The 19,100-nt window shown below is 41.2% G+C and carries 26 protein-coding genes; 8 read left to right on the top strand and 18 right to left on the bottom strand.

The genetic code is table 11. From position 1 onward, the window contains the following. Nucleotides 1–234: 234 nt before the first annotated feature. The 7 genes from C0977_RS08950 to C0977_RS08920 all read right to left on the bottom strand — a co-directional run bounded on the left by C0977_RS08950 (nt 235) and on the right by C0977_RS08920 (nt 8,887). Complete coding sequence (locus C0977_RS08950) at nt 235–771, bottom strand: hypothetical protein (RefSeq protein WP_101913140.1); 537 nt, start codon at nt 769–771, stop codon at nt 235–237. After that, nucleotides 764–1,168 carry a RusA family crossover junction endodeoxyribonuclease gene (locus C0977_RS08945; protein ID WP_036242984.1) on the bottom strand — a complete coding sequence of 135 codons (405 nt, stop codon included), beginning with the start codon at nt 1,166–1,168 and terminating at the stop codon, nt 764–766. Before C0977_RS08945 ends, C0977_RS08950 begins: the two co-directional genes overlap by 8 nt. 219 nt (nt 1,169–1,387) lie before the next feature. Continuing rightward, entirely contained in the window at nt 1,388–3,397 is a 2,010-nt protein-coding gene (locus C0977_RS08940; protein WP_101913139.1) for an AAA family ATPase, read from the bottom strand. 24 nt (nt 3,398–3,421) lie between these two features. Continuing rightward, complete coding sequence (locus tag C0977_RS08935; protein ID WP_200814257.1) at nt 3,422–6,058, bottom strand: DEAD/DEAH box helicase family protein; 2,637 nt, start codon at nt 6,056–6,058, stop codon at nt 3,422–3,424. A 2-nt stretch (nt 6,059–6,060) separates the two neighbouring features. After that, on the bottom strand, nt 6,061–6,498 hold the full coding sequence (locus C0977_RS08930; RefSeq protein ID WP_101913138.1) for a DUF669 domain-containing protein: 438 nt from the start codon (nt 6,496–6,498) through the stop codon (nt 6,061–6,063). A 20-nt stretch (nt 6,499–6,518) separates the two neighbouring features. Beyond that, nucleotides 6,519–7,586, bottom strand: coding sequence for an ATP-binding protein (locus C0977_RS08925; RefSeq protein ID WP_023053659.1), 1,068 nt, complete (start codon nt 7,584–7,586; stop codon nt 6,519–6,521). Nucleotides 7,587–7,597: 11 nt separating this feature from the next. Further along, complete coding sequence (locus C0977_RS08920; protein WP_101913137.1) at nt 7,598–8,887, bottom strand: AAA family ATPase; 1,290 nt, start codon at nt 8,885–8,887, stop codon at nt 7,598–7,600. 50 nt (nt 8,888–8,937) lie between these two features. Between C0977_RS08920 and C0977_RS10900 the strand changes: the two genes are divergently transcribed. Then, the gene (locus C0977_RS10900) at nt 8,938–9,105 is read left to right on the top strand and encodes a hypothetical protein (RefSeq protein WP_159459056.1); all 168 of its coding nucleotides are present in this window, start codon (nt 8,938–8,940) and stop codon (nt 9,103–9,105) included. Here C0977_RS10900 and C0977_RS10895 read toward each other — a convergent pair. The 3 genes from C0977_RS10895 to C0977_RS08910 all read right to left on the bottom strand — a co-directional run bounded on the left by C0977_RS10895 (nt 9,089) and on the right by C0977_RS08910 (nt 9,852). Further along, nucleotides 9,089–9,250 carry a hypothetical protein gene (locus C0977_RS10895; RefSeq protein WP_159459055.1) on the bottom strand — a complete coding sequence of 54 codons (162 nt, stop codon included), beginning with the start codon at nt 9,248–9,250 and terminating at the stop codon, nt 9,089–9,091. The genes C0977_RS10900 and C0977_RS10895 overlap by 17 nt on opposite strands. An 82-nt stretch (nt 9,251–9,332) precedes the next feature. Beyond that, nucleotides 9,333–9,680, bottom strand: a complete 348-nt coding sequence (locus tag C0977_RS08915; protein ID WP_234987628.1) for a LysM peptidoglycan-binding domain-containing protein — start codon at nt 9,678–9,680, stop codon at nt 9,333–9,335. Next, nucleotides 9,619–9,852 (bottom strand): hypothetical protein, encoded by a 234-nt coding sequence (locus tag C0977_RS08910; RefSeq protein WP_036242797.1) that lies wholly within the window; start codon nt 9,850–9,852, stop codon nt 9,619–9,621. Before C0977_RS08910 ends, C0977_RS08915 begins: the two co-directional genes overlap by 62 nt. Before the next feature lie 121 nt (nt 9,853–9,973). On the opposite strand from C0977_RS08910, the gene C0977_RS08905 reads away from it, so the two are divergent. After that, nucleotides 9,974–10,729, top strand: a complete 756-nt coding sequence (locus C0977_RS08905) for a DUF4393 domain-containing protein (protein WP_023053628.1) — start codon at nt 9,974–9,976, stop codon at nt 10,727–10,729. Here C0977_RS08905 and C0977_RS11240 read toward each other — a convergent pair. From C0977_RS11240 to C0977_RS10790, 5 genes are all read right to left on the bottom strand, one after another. Next, nucleotides 10,724–10,846, bottom strand: coding sequence for a hypothetical protein (locus tag C0977_RS11240; RefSeq protein WP_023053627.1), 123 nt, complete (start codon nt 10,844–10,846; stop codon nt 10,724–10,726). The two genes, C0977_RS08905 and C0977_RS11240, sit on opposite strands and share 6 nt — an antisense overlap. A gap of 16 nt (nt 10,847–10,862) precedes the next feature. Beyond that, a complete protein-coding gene (locus C0977_RS08900) occupies nt 10,863–11,048 on the bottom strand; it encodes a hypothetical protein (RefSeq protein WP_101913136.1) in 186 nt (61 codons plus the stop codon). A 310-nt stretch (nt 11,049–11,358) separates the two neighbouring features. After that, on the bottom strand, nt 11,359–11,541 hold the full coding sequence (locus C0977_RS08895) for a hypothetical protein (protein ID WP_023053706.1): 183 nt from the start codon (nt 11,539–11,541) through the stop codon (nt 11,359–11,361). A 102-nt stretch (nt 11,542–11,643) separates the two neighbouring features. Then, on the bottom strand, nt 11,644–11,844 hold the full coding sequence (locus tag C0977_RS08890) for a hypothetical protein (protein WP_101913135.1): 201 nt from the start codon (nt 11,842–11,844) through the stop codon (nt 11,644–11,646). A 26-nt stretch (nt 11,845–11,870) separates the two neighbouring features. Next, nucleotides 11,871–12,041, bottom strand: coding sequence for a toxin-antitoxin system HicB family antitoxin (locus C0977_RS10790; protein WP_268802366.1), 171 nt, complete (start codon nt 12,039–12,041; stop codon nt 11,871–11,873). Nucleotides 12,042–12,173: 132 nt separating this feature from the next. Between C0977_RS10790 and C0977_RS11385 the strand changes: the two genes are divergently transcribed. Next, on the top strand, nt 12,174–12,338 hold the full coding sequence (locus C0977_RS11385; RefSeq protein ID WP_145995087.1) for an Arc family DNA-binding protein: 165 nt from the start codon (nt 12,174–12,176) through the stop codon (nt 12,336–12,338). Here the strand turns inward: C0977_RS11385 and C0977_RS08885 are convergent. Both C0977_RS08885 and C0977_RS08880 read right to left on the bottom strand, forming a co-directional pair. Further along, complete coding sequence (locus tag C0977_RS08885) at nt 12,298–12,492, bottom strand: ribbon-helix-helix protein, CopG family (RefSeq protein WP_023053714.1); 195 nt, start codon at nt 12,490–12,492, stop codon at nt 12,298–12,300. The genes C0977_RS11385 and C0977_RS08885 overlap by 41 nt on opposite strands. 36 nt (nt 12,493–12,528) lie before the next feature. Next, entirely contained in the window at nt 12,529–12,729 is a 201-nt protein-coding gene (locus C0977_RS08880; protein ID WP_101913134.1) for a helix-turn-helix transcriptional regulator, read from the bottom strand. Between the two features lie 137 nt (nt 12,730–12,866). Here C0977_RS08880 and C0977_RS08875 point away from each other — a divergent pair, with 137 nt between their 5' ends. The 5 genes from C0977_RS08875 (at nt 12,867) to C0977_RS08855 (ending at nt 18,573) form a co-directional block, all read left to right on the top strand. Continuing rightward, the gene (locus C0977_RS08875; RefSeq protein ID WP_234987627.1) at nt 12,867–13,499 is read left to right on the top strand and encodes a LexA family transcriptional regulator; all 633 of its coding nucleotides are present in this window, start codon (nt 12,867–12,869) and stop codon (nt 13,497–13,499) included. Nucleotides 13,500–13,520: 21 nt separating this feature from the next. Then, complete coding sequence (locus C0977_RS08870; RefSeq protein WP_159459054.1) at nt 13,521–14,408, top strand: type II toxin-antitoxin system PemK/MazF family toxin; 888 nt, start codon at nt 13,521–13,523, stop codon at nt 14,406–14,408. 373 nt (nt 14,409–14,781) lie between these two features. Continuing rightward, complete coding sequence (locus C0977_RS08865; protein ID WP_101913132.1) at nt 14,782–16,461, top strand: AAA family ATPase; 1,680 nt, start codon at nt 14,782–14,784, stop codon at nt 16,459–16,461. A 66-nt stretch (nt 16,462–16,527) separates the two neighbouring features. Further along, entirely contained in the window at nt 16,528–17,394 is an 867-nt protein-coding gene (locus C0977_RS08860; protein ID WP_101913131.1) for a DNA adenine methylase, read from the top strand. A 156-nt stretch (nt 17,395–17,550) separates the two neighbouring features. Further along, nucleotides 17,551–18,573, top strand: a complete 1,023-nt coding sequence (locus C0977_RS08855; protein WP_023053712.1) for a tyrosine-type recombinase/integrase — start codon at nt 17,551–17,553, stop codon at nt 18,571–18,573. A gap of 129 nt (nt 18,574–18,702) precedes the next feature. On the opposite strand, the gene rpsI is transcribed toward C0977_RS08855, so the two are convergent. Further along, a complete protein-coding gene (gene rpsI / locus C0977_RS08850; protein WP_023053665.1) occupies nt 18,703–19,095 on the bottom strand; it encodes a 30S ribosomal protein S9 in 393 nt (130 codons plus the stop codon). Between the last annotated feature and the right edge of the window lie 5 nt (nt 19,096–19,100).

The raw sequence follows: 19,100 nt of genomic DNA, 5'->3' as shown, positions 1-19,100 counted from the left end.
CACCTGCTTAACAATCTGGTTCTGCCGCCGGATGCGGCTCAGGTACTCTTTAGCCGTCATTATTTCTCCCCTTTCTGTAGAAATTCCACCCGAATCCGATAGCCGCACACTTCGGCCAGTATCAATATGGCTTTCTTGAAAAGCAGTTTTTTCGTCCGTTACGTCTTGCAGATTCTGCCGATGGCAAGCTCTGCCGTCGGGTCCTTGTATGCTTTTGCCAATCGAATCATTCCTTTATCCATTTTTATCGACATAATCCATTAAACTACCTTGCACAAATTCCTTGGAATTCAATAAACCACCGTTTTTCATTCTCAGTCGCATTTCGCGCAACAACGATACCAGTTGATCACTATAATCTTGCAGCGGTTCTTTCATTTGATTGTATTCAGCCTGAGACTTAAATCCGTATGCTGCATGAATAATAGGACGAATCACATATCCAAATTCTTTATCCGGGATTAATTGACACCCACGAGTGCGCAGAAAGCAAAGTACATCGGCGAACTCCGGATTAATCAATGCAGCTCGGAGAAATAGCCAAATCCATAACTGATGATCTTCCGGATGGTACTTTTCAAACTCGTCGTGGTATTCTTCAATCGGCCAGCTTTCCGGATTACGGGCCTCTTCTACTTTGCGGACAAGGCGTTCAACGAGGTTCTTAATTTCAGGATCACGTCTGAGTAAATCAAACTGGGGGTGTTCCATTTCATTTAGAATTTCCTTAAAAGCACTTCTGGCTCGTTTTACGACCTCTTGATTAGCCATTGGTAAGTTCCTCTATCTCGATATAAAGTCCGGGCTTATCAAGGTAAAATTTTTGAATTTCTTCACAAGCGACAAGAGCATCATCTGTCCAAAAGCCCAAATCCGTCATCACGTCTTTTAAGAGCTTCACCAAATTGTCCGTATCGGGCTTTGTTGTTTTCCAGCTCTTTATAGGGTGGGCAGTAGTCGCTAAATATATCCACGTCGTCGAAAGCCTTACAGGACCCGCAAACGGAGCTTTAGGAGCGTAAGGGGCAAGGGCTGCCATAAACTTCTGGCGGGCGTCTTTTACGTTCTGAGGCTCATACACGACAGGCTTACCGTTTACTACCATAATTTTCTTTTCTTGATGAGTCGCCGAAGGGATTATCATCGGCAAGAAAAACTTTAATTTCATTGCATACTCCTTTCTAGGGAAACGCCGAGGGCACGTATTGCCCTGAGGCGGTCAAAGTGTGTTAAGAAAAAACGGCGAAGCTAAAGCCGTTTTTTTAACACTTTGTCCGTCCATGGCAATTGTGGACTTTTATACAGTCGGACATTTCTATATATATAGTTGAAATGTCCGATGTTTGTCCGATTATATTTATACGTATACGGCGTTTTTTACTTATATTTATTCATTCTTAAATACCTTTCCTTGCTCTCTTCGGAAGGTTTCGCTACTATCGATATCTCGACCGACAGTCTTAACGCTCACATCAAGATATTCAGCCATATCTCCTACGGTTACCTCGCCCGAGATGAGACACGCATTATATGCCGCCTCAAGATTCTGAATTCGGGACTGCCGTTGCTTTTGCCGAGTCCGTTGTCCTTTCTCGTTGAGCTTCATCTCGACGTCTAGCTTAATCGTCTCAAGCGTTCCCGTGTCGTCGATACGGTGAACGGGATAATCGAACCACACATTTACCGGCCTGAATGAAGCGTACTCACGAAGCGTTCCTTCAATACGCCAAGCCGAACGAGAGGACCCGACTTGTTCAGCATCAATCTCAATCATATCAAGCAGTGCGTCAGCATCCCGACCGAACACACCTGAGCCTGAGGCTCTGTCAATGGCTCGCTTACCGCCTTGAGCGCCTTTGGAGTGATGATGACAATAAATGACCGAGCAATTAAGTTCCGTCGCTATACGGTCAAACTGATTGCAAAAATGAGCCATTTGTTCAGCACTGTTTTCATCGCCCGTAATGACTTTATAAATCGGGTCGATGATAATCGCCGTGTACTCTTGCTTAACGGCTCGCCTGATAAGTTTCGGAGCGAGCTTATCCATAGGTAGGGACTTTCCTCTAAGATTCCATATATCGATATTAGAAAGGCTGCGGGCTTCCCAACCAAGCTCCGTATATACGTCTTTAAATCGATGTAGGCAAGAAGCTGCGTCAAGCTCCAAGTTCACATAGAGGACCCGTCCCTGGGAGCAATCCCAATTCAGCCATTTACGCCCTTCGGCAATGGCGATAACAAGTTCTATAAGGGCAAAGGACTTACCCGATTTAGACGGTCCTGCCAATAGCATTTTGTGACCCTTACGAAGTACGTTTTCGATAAGCGGCGGGGCTAACGGCGGCAGATTATTCCAGAAGTCCCGAAGGCTTTCAGGCTCCGGTAGATTATCGTTAATCGATTCGATCCATGTCTGCCACTCGGCGAAACTGCTTTTACCGATATTCGTATCAACCAGGAACTGCTTTTTATCCTTACGAGTAACGCCGGGCATACGACTGAGGCGGCTCGGATTTCGATTCTGAACGTCTATTTCAAGGCCGTTTTTACGACATATGTTGTAAAGATAATCGACCCGTTTGCGATACTCGTCGTAATTGGCAGCGTCTACTTTAACGATGGCGTGAACAGATTTGCCACCGCTGTAAACCATGCACGTAACAGGAAGCTCCAGTTTACGGATGATTTCGTTTTGCTTGTCGATGGGCATACAGTCCGATTCAACCAAAGCGTATTTAAACTCCGTCACGTTCTCATTACGGACTCCTCGGCCGTCTAAAGGGTTAAAGCGAATCCAAGCGCCTACGTCGGGATTATAATCGCCCAGGACGGCCCCGATATCGCCGTCACACTCTGATAAGGCGTGAATAAGCTCCCCTGCTGTACGCTTAAATTTTCCCTTAGACGGCAAGAATTTCCCGTCCTGTTCCCAAGATTCAGTCACGTAGCCGACGTAATCGGAACTGTCATAGAGAAGCTCTAAATAAGTAATTAAATCTTTGGCGGGATTCCAATTATCGCCGGGGTCTTCAATTTCTCGGCCTTCCACCCAGTTCTTATCGATAATGACTTCTTCGTCGGCAATGATTTCATCATCCCATCCATACGCCCGATCGGGTAAATGGGGTGCGACGGTCCAGCCGTTTTCTTTGGCCATGTTTACGATAGTAGCTCCCGTAACGGGACTTCCGTTATAGTGTCCTGTGAACGTTGCCCATTTCTTCGTACATTCTCCGGCGTGATAACGAGTGATGTCTTTGGCACTCCAGGATTTCCAGTCGCTAATGTCGTAGCCTTCTTCTTTAAGCCCCATTCCGACCTGCAGCCATTCCTGATAATCGCAAAAGGCGGGGTCGATGTAGTCCAATAAAGGTATTAAGTTGATTTTACGCATTGCTTTTTCATCTCCTTTATCGGACTACGCCGGGATATAGGTTTCAGGCGTTACGCCATTCGGAACTCTCCAATTATTCATGGAAATTCGGGCAATCATAGAAGAGGCCTGGTCAAACGTCCATGTCCCGACGTGCTGGAAACCACGGGACTCCAGGAAGCGTATTTGTTTCGGCCTTGACAGGCTCATATCCTGACGTTTCTTTAATCTGTCTAGAAGAAGTGAAGCCTTGCCAGCGTTTTCAATCTCATCGGCAAAGATACCGAATTTTTCAAGGGCTTGAATTTGTTTTACAGACGGCGGCGCCATTTCATAACCAAACGACGGCACATATCCCGATAAGTCTTCAGACTGTATGGACATTTCAAACTGTAGCGGATCCACAAGCTTACGCTTGCGCTTTTTCATTTCCTTAAGCTTTTCAGCTAAGGCTTGTTCCCGTTCAGCCACGACATCCGATTCAGATTCTTTTTTGAGTTCTTCAATATCAATCGGAACCGCCGAGTCTTCAAGTTTTTCCGTCATTTTCTTTGCGATGTCTTCATCTTTACTGATGAGATGTGCCGGTCGACATAACTCGTGCCGTTCCGTGTTCCATAAAAAATCAAGCAGCAATACATTCTCTTTTCCTTCGTGTAATCGAGTGCCACGGCCTACCATTTGGCTATATAAAGCTCGGGATTTGGTTGCTCGCAGAACGATAATGCAATCCACCGACGGACAATCCCAGCCTTCAGTCAGAAGCATACTGTTACATAGAACATCGTATTTCCCGTCCTCAAAGTCTTTAAGGACTTCTGCCCTATCTTGGCTATTGCCGTTTACTTCGGCGGCTTTAAAGCCGTATTTACGAAGATATCGGCAGAATTTCTTACTCGTTTCTACAAGAGGTAAGAATACGACGGTCTTTCGGTCTTTAGCGTATGTCACCATTTCTTCTGCAATCTTATCAAGATACGGCTCAAGAGCCGTTCCGAGTTCCCCTACTTTGTAATCGCCTGCCGCCATGCCGACATGTGCAATGTCCAATTGCAGAGGGATGGTCTGTGCGACGATTTGAGAGAGGTATCCGGCTTTAATAGCTTGCGGAAGTTTGTATTCATACGCTAAGCTGTCGTATATCTGTCCGAGGTTACGCATATCGCTTCTGTCAGGCGTTGCCGTAACGCCCAGGACTTTCGCGTTAGAGAAGTAGTTTAAAACGTTCTGGTAGCTATCTGAAATAGAATGATGAGCTTCATCGATAATGATCGTGTCGTAGTAATCAGGAGAAAACTGAGACAGTCGTTTCTCACGCATAAGCGTTTGAACACTGCCGACGGTAATTCGATACCAAGATTGAAGAGCCGTCTGCTCGGCTTTTTCTACAGCACATTTTAGGCCTGTGGCTTTCGCTATTTTATCGGCTGCTTGTTCCAGGAGTTCTCCACGATGTGCCAGGATTAAAACTCTATTACCGACTCGTACTTGAGATTCGGCAATCTTAGCGAAGCAAATAGTCTTTCCACAATTATGGGTGATTGTAAAATCATCTAATAAATAACGGTTGTCTCCATCAACAGTAAATCCAATGTATGCCCCTGTTCCGATGGGTTCTACAGTAAATCCAGTAACAAGAACATTTTTCTTTTGTTTTCGTGAAGTAGCCATTTTTCGCTGAACTTTCATAGGGATTTTATCGCAGTTCCCGCTAATACTAACCCGGTAGTATGTTCCTACAAAATTATTGCACCCCTTTTTACAGGGTGTAACATAGGCCGCGAGCCCAACCGATCTACACATAAAGGCCAAATCATTAGAAAGGCGTTCGGATTTAGAAATAAAATCATAGCCGTTATATGTAAAGTGGCCATCACTATCTAACAATCCAGCAATAACGTTAAGACGTACCCCTATAGGGCCTGTTTTATAGATATCAGGTACTTGTTTTGTAGCAGATGTTTTTCCTCTCATGCCTAAATCTTTTAAAGAACGAATAAAGGCGGAGCGAGTGTATGCTTTTTTACTGGCAAAAATATAGGTTGTCGCCTTCCCAGCCGGTTCTGTACGAATCCGCAAATCCAATAATTCCGCTTGTTGGTGAATGACCTTCACCACTTCATCATCCATGGTGGTGATACTGATAGAGGAACCATTTAACCCGCCATCCCCTAATAATATCCCCAAGAAATAAGGATCAATAGGGTAATCGTTTTGGTGGGAATGATAGAAAGTAATAGCGTCTGCTCGAATCAGTTTGTGGATATGTTTTTTCCATTTACTCCAGGTAAGCCATTCTTTTACAGAAACATCAATAATTTCACCACCATGTTTTTCACTTGGATATACGGGATGATTCGATTCTTTGGTTCGTTTTAATGTCAGCATATGATTTTCATCTACAACGAAAGGCTTGCCTTTTACCGGGCAAATTTTATACAAATATCCTTCTCCGTGGATGATTTGAAGGATATGCCGGGGAGTACCATCGCTTCCCAATAGGCAATCTTTTAGCTGGACATCTTCCACCTTTTTTATATTTCCATCCGCTAACAATACTTTTTCTCCGATAGCATGGCATCCTGTGGGCAAGACGAGTAATGTTTTGTTATGGCCTATGTCCCATTCATGCAGGACGGCGTCGACCGCCTCCTGCTGATAGGGACGAAGCTCAATGCCCACGATTAAAAGGCTCCTTGAGTCCACTCTTTACCCGATTCTTCCTTGTCGTAGAACCGGTCGACGTTCGGGTAAGTCTTTCCGTTATATTCCCGAAGTTTAATCTTAAAGCGACCGATAGATCCGAGGACTTCATTCCAGCGGATCGTGAACTTGTCATCGCCCTTCTTCATGTGTCCGATGGCACGGGCAAATCCGGTGAGTTGCCATTGTGATTTACTGTGTAAGAAGAGGTTCTGCTTAATGCGACCTTTTTGGCCGTTCACGTTTACTTCGTATGTTATTTTCGCCTCGTTGCATGCAGGCATTTTCTCGCTGCCTTCAAAGTAGCCTCGCTCGAAGTTGGTAATCTTAAAGTCATAATCTCCTGCGGGTATGTCGACAAACTCGTTTTCCACTGCTTCAATTTCTTCGTCCCAACTAAATGCTCTTTCTTCTGCCATGATCGTTATCCTCCTTATTATTAAAACGGTACATTTTCGTCTCGGTTTGCTTCTATCGCCTGAGCTACAGTGTCGAATGCGGCAATTAAGCAACCGTCTATAAATTCTTTCGGGTAGTCTTTAATTCTCATATCAGCCGGGAAGTACCCTTTACTTCCTACAACGGCTTGTATTTCAGCTTCTGTGATATTTCGTGCTTCCATAAGCTTCTTCAGGTCTTTCGGGATCCCGTCGTCTTCCTTAGCCTTCTTTTTAGGCTCGGCTTTTACAACAGGTTCTGCTTTCGGCGTTTCTTCTTTCGGAGGGGTTTTCATTTCCTCTACAGGTTTCTCTTCAACTTGCGATTTTTGAATATTTTTAGGTATACAATTTTCTATTTGAGTAAATTCGAAGGGTAAGCATTCCTTCAATCCGTGCCGGTTCTTAGCGTCCCAATTCGGATGGTGACTTGTATACATCACACGTTGTCCGCCTGAGACACGGACCTTCTTACTGTTACCGTCCTTGCTATCGACTTTTAAAACTTCCTCTTTGTAGTTGGCAAAAAGTAGCATGTCCGCCCACTCTTTGACCATGTCGGAAATTTTTTGACTGGCGGCTTTATTGAGCTTCAGTTCGTACCGATCGTACGGGGGTTGGTCAGGCCGTTCGAATTTTCGCACCATAGCATGTGCCGTGAGAACTACGTTCATCCCGCTTTCAATTAAATCCTGGAGCTTATTAAGCAGCCGTCCGAATTCTTCCTTCTCATAGACGTATCCCTTGCCATACCCGATATCTTCAATACCGCTTACCTGGTACTTCGAGCAAATGTGCTGTACGCAAAGCTGTTCCGCCCAGTCGATAGTGTCGATGACTAAGGTTGTAAATCCTTGGTGGTCTTTCGTAAGCTCTTGAACGTATTCCATAAGTACCGCCCAAGACGTCGGCCGTTCCAATCGGGCTACATCCATATGAGCCGTTCCTGCTTCTGTATCGATAAACAAGGGATCGGGGAATTGTGCGGCAAATGTACTTTTCCCTATTCCTTCAGGACCATATACAACGACTTTCTGGTATCGCTCTTGCTTTCCTGTAATTATTTTCATAGCTACCTCCTTTAGAATTTACCGGCTTCCCATTTCTTTGCTTCTACAGGCTGCGGTGTCGAGTCTTTAATGTAACCGTCTTCAATAATGATGCTGCAGCTATCATCCATTCCGACTCTCGTAGCAATAACTTGAAGTCCTTCGCGGGTGAGCCAATCAGAGAACTCTTTAAGTGTTTCCTGATCCATTTGTTCGAGCTTATCCATGAGAACAAATCCGCACTCGGGGTTTAGCTTACGAATAATCGCTGTAGCCACCATGAGCTGTTCGGCGCCGCTCATGCCGTCCCATTGCTGCCCCTTGTAAATAAGCTCGCCATCTTTTACGCCAAGTTCCGGAAGGGGTAAATCAGCCTTGTTAAGAAGATCGTTCTTAGCTTCCTTGACGGCTTCAATTTCTGCCGTCAGTCCGTTATATTCAGCCGCCAACTCATCGGCTTCGGCCTGGGCTTTTTCTTTTTCTTGGTTGGCTCGCACCTTACGGTTGATCTCATCAACGTGAGCAATATTCATTTCCAATTCTTCGGTACTTTCGTCAATAAGCTCATTAACTGTTTTTTGAGCCGTCTCCATATCGGCTAACAGCGACTCTTGCTTTGCCTGGGCTTCTTCTAAAGAGGTTTTAAGCTGAGCAATCCGGGCGATAAGCGTTTCGTGTTCTTCCGTCATCTTAGTTAACTGTTCACGCTTACGTTGATTCTCGCCGTTTTGCGCCAAAATTTCTTGTTGTTGCTTAATTAAATCCGAAGCACTTACCGGCTCTGCAGGAGCGTCGGGATAATACTCGAGCTCATCGGCGTAGGATTTCTTCTGCTTTGCGATACGGCCGATTTCAAGGCGTCGGTTATATCGCTGTGCTTCTTTTGCGTCGAGTTCGGCCAATTCGTCGCCAATGCCAATAATCTGCAGTAATGTATTAGCCTTATCTTTTGAGTTCATACCCATGAACTTCGGCAAGTCTAGAGCCAGTTTCTCGATGAAGCTGTCCAAGAGCTTTTGTCCGGCTTTCTCACCGGTCGGGTCAATGACCTTAAGGGAGCTCTTCGCTCCCTTTCGTTCGACGATAAGGCCGTTGGAAAGTTCAATATGAATTTCAGGCGGGATCGTGCTGCTATCTCTTGCCGCATTAGACGGCTTGAATTTATCGCCGCCTAATGCCCAGGCTATGGCATCCAAGACGGACGTTTTGCCTTGGCCGTTCCGGCCCCCGATTACCGTTAACCCATTTGGGGCTAATTCCATGGAAACCGCCTTTACTCGTTTTACATTTTCAACTTCAAAACTATTAATTTTTACTGACATATATTTCATCCTTTCTATGGTATAATCACACTCATAAGGAGGTGATCCTAATGAGCGTGGAAGAAATAACAAAGGAAATCGTAATAGCAATGATTCAAAAAGGATACTTTCACCAATGTACTGACAATCACAATCAAACAACTCGAACAGATGAACGAATTCAGTTAATATCTAAAGCGTTTAGGGAAATATGCTCGACCGTTAAAGATGCGCGGTAATTAGTACCACATTTTCTCTGATTTCCCTGATGGTATCAGGGTTTATTGTAGTTACAGAACTATGCATTGCATCCTGTATTAAAAACAATGTCAGTTCTTCAAATGCATGAATAATTTTTTCTTTATTCTGATTTTGCAGTTCCATAAGTTACCTCCATCTGGTATAATAAATTTGAGTATTTTGGTATGTGGCTGTTGTCGGCGTTTGCCGGCAGCAGCCATTTTTTTTAGTATCTGATGACCAGCCGCTGCCCCGGTTTCAGTGTCGGATCCGGGCCCAAATCATTATTGATTTGGATTTCATAAATTACTTCGCGGACGTCCTGCCCGGTCTTGTCAGCGATAGGCCCGGCGATTTCCCACAGCGTTTCGTCTGTGTCGACGACGTGGATGATAGCTGTGTCGTTCGCAATGGTTTCGGCCTGGGACCAGGGCGTCGTGCTACCGAGATACAGCCCGACTCCGAAAGCGGCCACGATGGCCATCGCACTCCGGACGGCCCGGAAACGCGGCTTACGCTTTGACCTGGTCAACCCATGATCGTAAATTTTCATCGTCTTCATGGTTTTTTCCACCTCCTTCCACGAAGCCAATCAACTGAGTTTTCGTACACCGGACGGTACGCCCATACCGGAAACCTATTTCATGAATGATTTCGTAAGCCTGGTTCATGCCAATCCTTAAGAATTCGGCCACATCTTTAGCCGTTAAAATTGGGGGTAATCCCTTGTAAATGTCTTGATTCATGATTTCCTCCTTTCTTCTCCCGTTCTGGTATAATGACCATGAAGGGGAGTGATGACTATGCGCATTAATTTTTGCTCATAAACTTCTAATTCTGTTTATTTAAAAAAAAGGAGAGATTCTAATGGATCCAATCACCGTATCAGTAGCAACAGCAGCTCTGACCTCACTCGCTAGCAAAGGAGCTGACGCTCCTGCAAAAACGCTAAATCTGCTTTGGCAAGCAACCTTTGGTAGATGGGATGAAAAACTCAAGCAAACTGTTGAAGCGAATATTCGCCGTTATGCAAAAGACATCGATGATGAAGTAAGTAAAATCCCAAACGACTCAATTAATAATAATCCCGACATTAGTGTTATCGGGCCTGCATTAGAGGCATCAAAATATTACGTAGAAAAAACGGATGTACGAAAAATGTTTGCTAAATTAATAGCAGCTGAATTCGATGCACGAAGTTCTGATAAAGTTCATATTGCTTTTGTAGAAATCATTAAGCAAATGTCTGCCAACGACGCTAAACTATTGAAAATATTACCTAAAGTAGGCCCATTGGCTGAATTCAGACTATATGCCAATGATCGTAAGTCCTATACTTCTCTAGGCAAAGACATTATCTACATTCCAGGTTTGATAGAAACTAACTTCGAAAACAATGCAATTTCTATCAATAACTTATCCCGCCTTGGAATTGTTGAGTTGAGCCATATTTCATCCCTCGTTGACGAAACTATTTACAAGGCCTACGAAGCTTTTGATGAATATAAACAAGGTACAAAGATAGTTCAAGAGCATCCAGACAATTACAGTAGTATGGAAGTTTCCAGTGGGTCGTTTTCTATTACACCTTTTGGAGATGTCTTTAAAAAGATTTGCCTATAGTTTTTGGATTTTTTCCCACATAAACTCTCCCATCTTTACTGCCAACCATCCTGCAACGGTAACATTAATAATGGTTGAAACTAAAATCATTAGACAAATAAAAATATAGTTTTCCATTTTAGCCTCCAGATAATTAATTTTTTGAATATTCCATATCAAACCATCTTTTTATGGATTCGCAGGAAAGGTCATCAAGTGCCAGCTTGGTGGCCTTTTCTTCATATTGACGGTCAATAATGGTTTTGATGCGTCGCCATTCGTTCGCTTTTAGCCCATTTATTAATTGCAATACAATGGCCAGCTTTTCCTTGCTCGTCATGTGCTCGCCTCCTAGTGCCCCGCTTCCTGCTCTGCCGGCAGTTGATTAACCCAGTCCGGAATACTCGGATACGATGCTTCGTGATTGACCCACGCCGGAATCTTTTGATATTTCATGTTGTAGTCTCCTTTCTTAATTTACTATTACGAGGCTGCCTTTTTAGCCTAGGCTTCTCACCATGCCCCTGAATACTTTTCGGACAGCAAGTCCGATCATCTTTACAAACCGGAGCAAGTCGGCCCGTCGCAGTTACAACAAAGCACCACTGATACGGCTCTAGCTCCTTGCCGCAATACCAACAGTGCATGACTTATAACTCTCCTCTCATATACTTTTCAAATTTTGCAGCGTTGATATGATAGTTATACCGGGTATTCTTTTCGTCCGTTTTAAATGCTTCCCCAAAGGGTAATAGCCCTCTTTGCAGCCCGATACGGACAAACGGCATACTCTTGCCCATGCGTTTTGCTGCTTCAGCAATAGATATTTTCATAGGTACCTTCCTTTCCTGATATAATCACTGAAATCGGTACGAAGGTTATCGCAAACCAGATAGGTATGTCGCCATCACGATGCGGTGCAGTAAGCATCCTCGCTAGTATCTTGATACCCAAATACCTATGAGAATTGACACTTGGACAATCCCAATAAAAACGCTCCATCCTATGACAAAATACAAACGGTATAGGGTAGCTTGCTGCATATCAGTCATTGACACCTTAGCACAATCGGTAAAAATCATACGGATAATTTTCAGAGCCCTGTTCCCGCAGGGTTCTTTTTCTTTGTCTTCCATTCTCCTTGTCTCCTTCCCTCTTTGGTTCATGTACCAGTATCCTTTTCTTGTCTCTGTCTGCAATACTCACTTAAAATAGCCATAATTAACCCATTCAGTGATAATCCTCGGCGGACTGCTTCATCAGTAAGCCATCGCTTTATCTCTTCAGGCATTCGCAACAAAAAAGATTCTTTCATTTTCCTCTCCTTTTTGATATCTTTTTACTATCTGTTAGATATTATACGTCGTATTCCGCCCATTGTAAATATCTATTTGATATCTTTTAGAATCTTGTTAGTGATGTCGTGTAATGATATAATTTTGATATCTAAAAGGAGTGTGATATTATGGCACAAGCAAACCCTTATCCTCTAAGGATTGACGAGGCGATAATGGCGAAGATGAAACAGCTGGCCAAAGAAAATGGTCGGTCGGTAAACAAAGAAATTGAATACGCTCTCAGGCGATACATTATGGCTCGTGATCCAAAAAATTCGCTTCCAAAGGATTAATTTTTATTAAGATCAATTCATTCACACTTATACCTGTTTTTTTCGCTTCCGCTCTCAACGCTTCGTACAGCTCATCCGGCAGACGAAGCGTTATTTGCTTCTTCCCGGTCATCCGGACCCTGTTCCCGCAGGGTTCTTTTTCTTTATCTTCCATTCCTCTCACCTCTTTTTATTGTCTACTTTAAGTAAACTAAAATGGCAAAATAATATCATCAATAGTCACCGAATATAATTTGCACAACGCCGCAAGATTATTGTAATCAATTTCAGTTTTTCCGTTTTCCCAGTTGTTTACGGTTGACTTAGACTTTCTCATCTTTTTAGCAACATCATCTTGAGAAAATCCTGCATTATATCTTGCGGCTTTTAGTGATATTTTTAATCTCGGCATTTGGCTTTCACCTCCCTTACAACGCTTATTATAGTTTACTTTTAGTAGAGTGTCAATACTTAAAGTGAACTATTTTATTTTTAGTATTGACTTTTATCTACTTAAAGTAATATCATGATTATAAGGAGGTTATTCTTATGTCAGACGATTTTAAAAAAGTATTTGCAAAAAATTTAAGCTATCAACTCGCTAAACACCACAAAACACAAAGTGACTTAGTTGTTGATTTAAAATTAAATAAATCCACTGTATCGACTTGGATAAACGGGACTAAGATGCCACGAATGAATAAAGTTGAACAATTAGCTCTATACTTTGGCATTGAAAAATCAGACTTAATTGAAAACAAATTATCCGCATCAAATTCAGCAAAAGGCGTTCGCATTCCTGTACTAGGATATGTCATAGCCGGTATACCCATTGATGCTATCGAAGATATCCTTGACTATGAGGAGATTTCTGCAGAACTAGCTGCTACCGGCGACTTCTTTTGTTTAAAAGTCAAAGGAAACTCTATGGAACCAACTTTTACAGAAGGTGACGTCTTAGTTATTCGTCAGCAACCTGATGTTGAATCAAATGAAATTGCTGTCGTATTAGTTAATGGCGCAGAAGGAACTGTAAAAAGAATTAAAAAATCCTCTGCAGGTATCACACTTATTGGTGATAATGTCTCTTCCTTCTTGCCGGTCTTCTATACAAACGAAGAAATTCAGCAGCTCCCCGTAAAGATTATTGGCAAAGTTATTGAATTAAGACGATCATTTTAGAAAGGAATGAAGCTGTTCTTTATGGGAGATAATAATAAAACAAGAAAAAAGACTGACCTAAAAAATATACAAAATAAGCCAATTCTCCTTGCAAACATAGCCACACTATCATGTAATCAACGCCAGTATTTAACGGATGAAACAGAATTGGATTATCATCGGGCAGCGGTCTTATATTATGGGCTATCTGAACAACTATCAAAACTAAAAAATGAAAAGAAATTCCATCAGATGAATAACCAGCGTTTTATTTCTCTAAAAAGGGGTTCTATTATAAAAATAGATTTTGGCTTACCGTTAGGTTCTGAATTTGGTGGACTTCATTATGCAATAGTGCTTCACTCTTCTAACACATTCAATCCTCTTGTATCTGTATTACCCATAAAAAGCTATAAAGATAATAATTACTATAAAACGGACATTCTATTTGACGATGAAATATATCAAGCAATTCGTAGTCATTTACTGGTAGCCAAAAGCATTCGTCGTCACAGAATAAAAACCTTTAAAACCCTTTTGCGAGACCACAACAAGCGTATAGAAAGCCTTTTTACCCAAGCCGCAAAGGAAGGATTTTCATTAAAAAAAGATTCTTTTGATTTATTAGGTGCAATTTTTCACGGTAGTGCGACACTGAAAACTGCCCTACAAGAATCACGTAATATCCCAGACGATGAGTTAAAGAAAATGCAAGATCGCATACTTCGCAACATGAACAACGTGAAAGTCATTGCAGGAGAATCAAAAAAATTTAAAAAACAAAGTATTGGCATCACATCTCAAATAAGAACACTAAGCAAAATCCGAATTAAGTTTCCGTTAAATCGATTCGATCCACTATACAACATTCGAGTCGATTCAAAAACACTCGATAAAATAAGTCAAGCATTACATAATTACTACTTATAACCTTGACATGCTAAGCTAACCACTATATAATATGGCCATAAGCGGTTTACCCGCACATACTAATGATGCGAAGAGAACTACTATGGCCAATGCCTAGTAGTTCTCTTCTTTTTTATTAACCCTCATTGAAGAAATGATTCGTCGCAGTGAATTTATAGACGATACGAAAGATATGGAGTTCTTCTATCACGTTGTCTAGAGAGAATAGAGGCTATTCCATGCGAAATTATTTTTATCAATCTAAGCTCAAATTTATCGTGCAATTATCGTTTATTACCCTCTGTAAATCCGCTACTTTTACGGGTTTTGCTGTTTATTTATCGTTCACTTATCGTTCACTTATCGTCCACTTTATAGGGAAAGGGCATCATACATGAATGAAGATTCCTCTATGAACGTTACATCTACTACTAATAAATACGATCGCTCTAAAACATCTAAGTCCTATGGATACGTCAATAACAAGGATGTTAAATTCGAGTATATAACGGGTCTCTATATTGATAGGTTCCGCAGTTTATCAAAGAGAACTCTAAAATTAGGTGAATATCTTACTGTTATAACAGGTAAAAATGGGACAATGAAGTCATCTATTTTAGGACTAATTGCTCATCCTTTTAGCGCGCCTAATAATGCAAAAGATATGTATGGTAATGAGTTAAAAACCTCTTGGGTGGATGTTTTTCGATTAAGCTTAGAAAAAGATACGGAATTATATCTTTACTATATTCAAGGAACCACTATTAAAAACGAAGAAATATCTGAACCCGTACGCATATATCGCCGTCAATCAGAAAAGAGGCATCGTTTAACCGTAGGCGCAACAAATGAGAAGGGACAAGGAAATTTCTCACTAAATACTTCTTATCTTAATTTAAAACGACTATTTCCCATAATTGACACTAATGCTCAAAAAACAGATATTGAAATCACACTGGAAGACAAGGCGTGGATCGCAAAATCTTATGAACGTATCATGCAAAGAAGCACTTATGAAAACTCAGAAGCTATTTCAGACGGGAAAAGTAAGAACACTTTAGCGCCTCTAAACAGTTATTACGACTTCAACTCTATTTCATCAGGAGAAGACAACTTAGGAATTATTCTTTGCAAAATGCTCGCTTTTGAAAAGGATTCTACCAATACTGATTGTTTACAAGGATTGTTGTGTATTGATGAAGTCGAAGCATCTTTGCACCCATCTGCCCAAATTCAACTAATAGACTTTTTTCTTGATTGGAGTAAACGCACCCATGTTCAAATAGTTGTCACAACACACTCTCTTTACCTAATTGACCATTGCTTGAGATTACAATTGAAAGATACTTCTTTTCTAGAAAAAATTGTCATCAATAATTTAAGCACTCAACAAGTCGGGGATGATCATAATTTTAATATTATGATCAATCCAGGATTTAATACCATTTATAAGGAACTAACATATAATGACAGCTCTACTCCTAGTCCTTATAAAATAAATATCATATGTGAAGATGATGTTGCTGTACAGGCTTTAAGAATTATTCTGAAACCAACAGTTTGTCATAATCTAGAATTTATAACCAATATATCAGGAGCAGAGGGAACACCTTGGAAAGGATTAGTATCGTTATCAAAAAATGGCAAAAAATTATTAGAAGACTCTATTATTGTTGTTGATCCAGATGTAAATTTGTCTTCTCAATCCAATATTGACAGTAATTATATTATAAAAATACCAGAGCCGGATAATAAGCTATTCCCATTAGAGCGTCGAATTGTTTATTATATCTATTATTTAGATGGAGCCAATCAATTATTTAATGATAGAGAAAAAGATGCCATAAAATCGGATCTAACAAGATTCCACATATTTAGTTCTAATCTTTCAGATAAAAATAGTCTTTCTATCAGCCCGTTTAAAAATTGGAAAGATGAAAATAAACGCTTATACACAAAAGCTCTTCGTCAATACATAAAAGAAAATCCCCAAATATTCCTGTCATTCCGAACAGAATTACTTGAACTAATAAACTCTCGCAGAGCGAAAAAGGCATTACCCCCTTTAAATTAATTATATAAAAGTTATATTGGCCAAAACATTTATAATGATTTACACTTATTAAAAGGAGGTGTGGCTATGCCAAGAACTAAATCTATATTGCGATATCCCGGGGGAAAAACGCAGCTTGCTAAATTTGTTGAACACTTAATCCACCTTAACGACTTAAACTCTACGATATACTGCGAGCCTTTTTCTGGCGGTTCCGGAGTATCCATGGAGTTATTGCTTTCTAATAAAGTAGATTCTATCATTTTAAATGACTATGATGTTGCTATATATTCAGTTTGGTATGCGGTCTTACATGAGTCTGAACGTCTAATTCATGACATCCTCACAACTCCCATTACAATGACTGAATGGATCAATCAAAAAAGCATATATGACAAATTACGTGAAAATCAAACATATGATTATAGGTTGGCATTCTCTACCCTCTTTTTGAATAGGACAAACAGAGCTGGTATTATTACAGGAGGCCCTATTGGTGGGTATGAACAAAATTCTAAATATAAACTTAACTGCAGGTTTAACAAAGAGGCGCTAGTCAAAAAGATTGCTGATATCTCTACTCAACGGGATCGGATTAGACTTTATATGTTAGACGCCAAAGAATTAATTCATAATATATTACTCAACATATCTCCCAAGTGTTTATTTACCTTTTTTGACCCCCCGTATTATAGGCAAGGGCAATTATTATACAAAAACTCCTTTAAACATGATGATCATGTTTTCTTATATAATGCCATTAGAGAAATGGATTCATACCGCTGGATTACCACATATGATCATTGTGATGAAATTGCTAAAATATATAGCGATTTACCTGCCCATACATATACCCTACAATATTCCGCAAGAATAACGAGAAAAGAAAAAGAGTATTTATATAGTAGTCCAAATACACAGATAGAATCATTCGATAAAGTAATTTTACAATAAAAAAAACTCCCCCACTCTGCTACCAACAGAATGAGGGAGAGCGCCGGAGATACTACCAATATCACCGGCAATATAATCCACCTAACCAAGGGCTGATTACGCTATAAGTATATCACAAATCAGCCCCTCATTTACAATAAAGGAGCTGATTTTTTTATGCGATTACCAAACGGTTATGGCTCTGTCGTAAAACTAGCCGGCAAACGACGAAAACCATACGGCGCCCGAATAACGGTGTACTGGACAGACGACGGCAAGCAAGTATTCAAATACCTTGGGTACTACAAAACACGGCAGGAAGCGCTGGAAGCATTGCAGATCTATAATAAATCACCGTATGACCTGGAAACACATAAACTTACTTTTGCTGATATTTATCAAAAATGGGCGCAGGAACGATATAAAGATGATCCGGTACCTAATACGTATACGTCCGCATTTAAGCACGCATCAGCATTAAATGATATGCAATTTACCAATATCCGCGCGTATCATATCCAGGACGTAATTGATACTTGTAAATTAGGATATTCAACCAAGAAAAATATCCGGATATTAATCAGTCAGCTATACAAGTTTTGTATTATACACGAGATATGCAATACCGATTATGCCAAGCTTACAAAACTGCCGCCAGCCGTTGAAAGCCGTGTACATAAACCATTTACTCGCAATGAAATTGATCTACTATGGCAGCATATCGATGACATCGGCGCTCGCTTTGCACTCGTTTATATCTATACCGGCATGAGACCGACAGAGCTGCTCAAGATAAAAATAAAAGACGTACATCTTAACGAGAGCTATATGATGGGAGGAATGAAAACAGCCGCAGGTATTAACCGTGCCATCCCCATACATAATCGGATTAGTCCTTTTATCAAAGACTGGTATAACGACAGCAACGAATATCTTGTCATGAACAGCTCGGATGGTAAACCGATGTTAAACTATGACCGACTGCGGATGTATGTATGGCAACGATCGCCAATCTTGAGGGCTATGGATCACAAGCCGCATGACGGACGTCATACTTGTGCGACACTACTTGATGATGCCGGGGTTAATAAAAAAGTAATACAATTAATTCTTGGTCACAAGAGCAGAGATATTACGCACCGTGTATATACGCACAAGACACTGACGCAGCTTATCGACGGAATCAATTGTATACTGTAAGTATATTGTTCGTGTATTACAGTTAAATTTTTACTTATTTTTACTCAAATTTATAAGTACTATAAAACAAAGAAACCGCATAGACATAGTGTCAATGCGGTTTTGTACTTGCATAAAGTTGTAATGTTCTTAACGTTTCGAGAACTGAGATGCCTTACGTGCTTTTTTCAAACCGTATTTACGACGTTCTTTTTCGCGTGGGTCACGAGTCAGAAAACCGGCTTTCTTCAAAGCCTGACGAAAATCTCCGTCGACTTCCAAGAGAGCACGGCTGATGCCGTGACGGATCGCACCGGCCTGACCGGAAGGGCCGCCGCCCTTGACATCAGCAATAATATCATACTGTTCGCTTACGCCTGTCAATACGAGAGGCTGCTTAATAACCAATTCCAGCGTCTTCCGACCGAAATATTCATTCAATTCCTTCTTATTGACTGTAATGTTTCCTTGACCCGGAACCAGACGAACTCTGGCAACGGATGTCTTTCTACGGCCAGTGCCGTAGTATTGTGCTACTGCCATGAAAT

The organism is Megasphaera vaginalis (ex Bordigoni et al. 2020) (assembly GCF_900240295.1).
GTDB lineage: Bacteria > Bacillota > Negativicutes > Veillonellales > Megasphaeraceae > Megasphaera > Megasphaera vaginalis.
The sequence above is the reverse complement of the archived record's forward strand: the minus strand, read 5'-3'. Positions and strand labels throughout refer to the sequence as shown.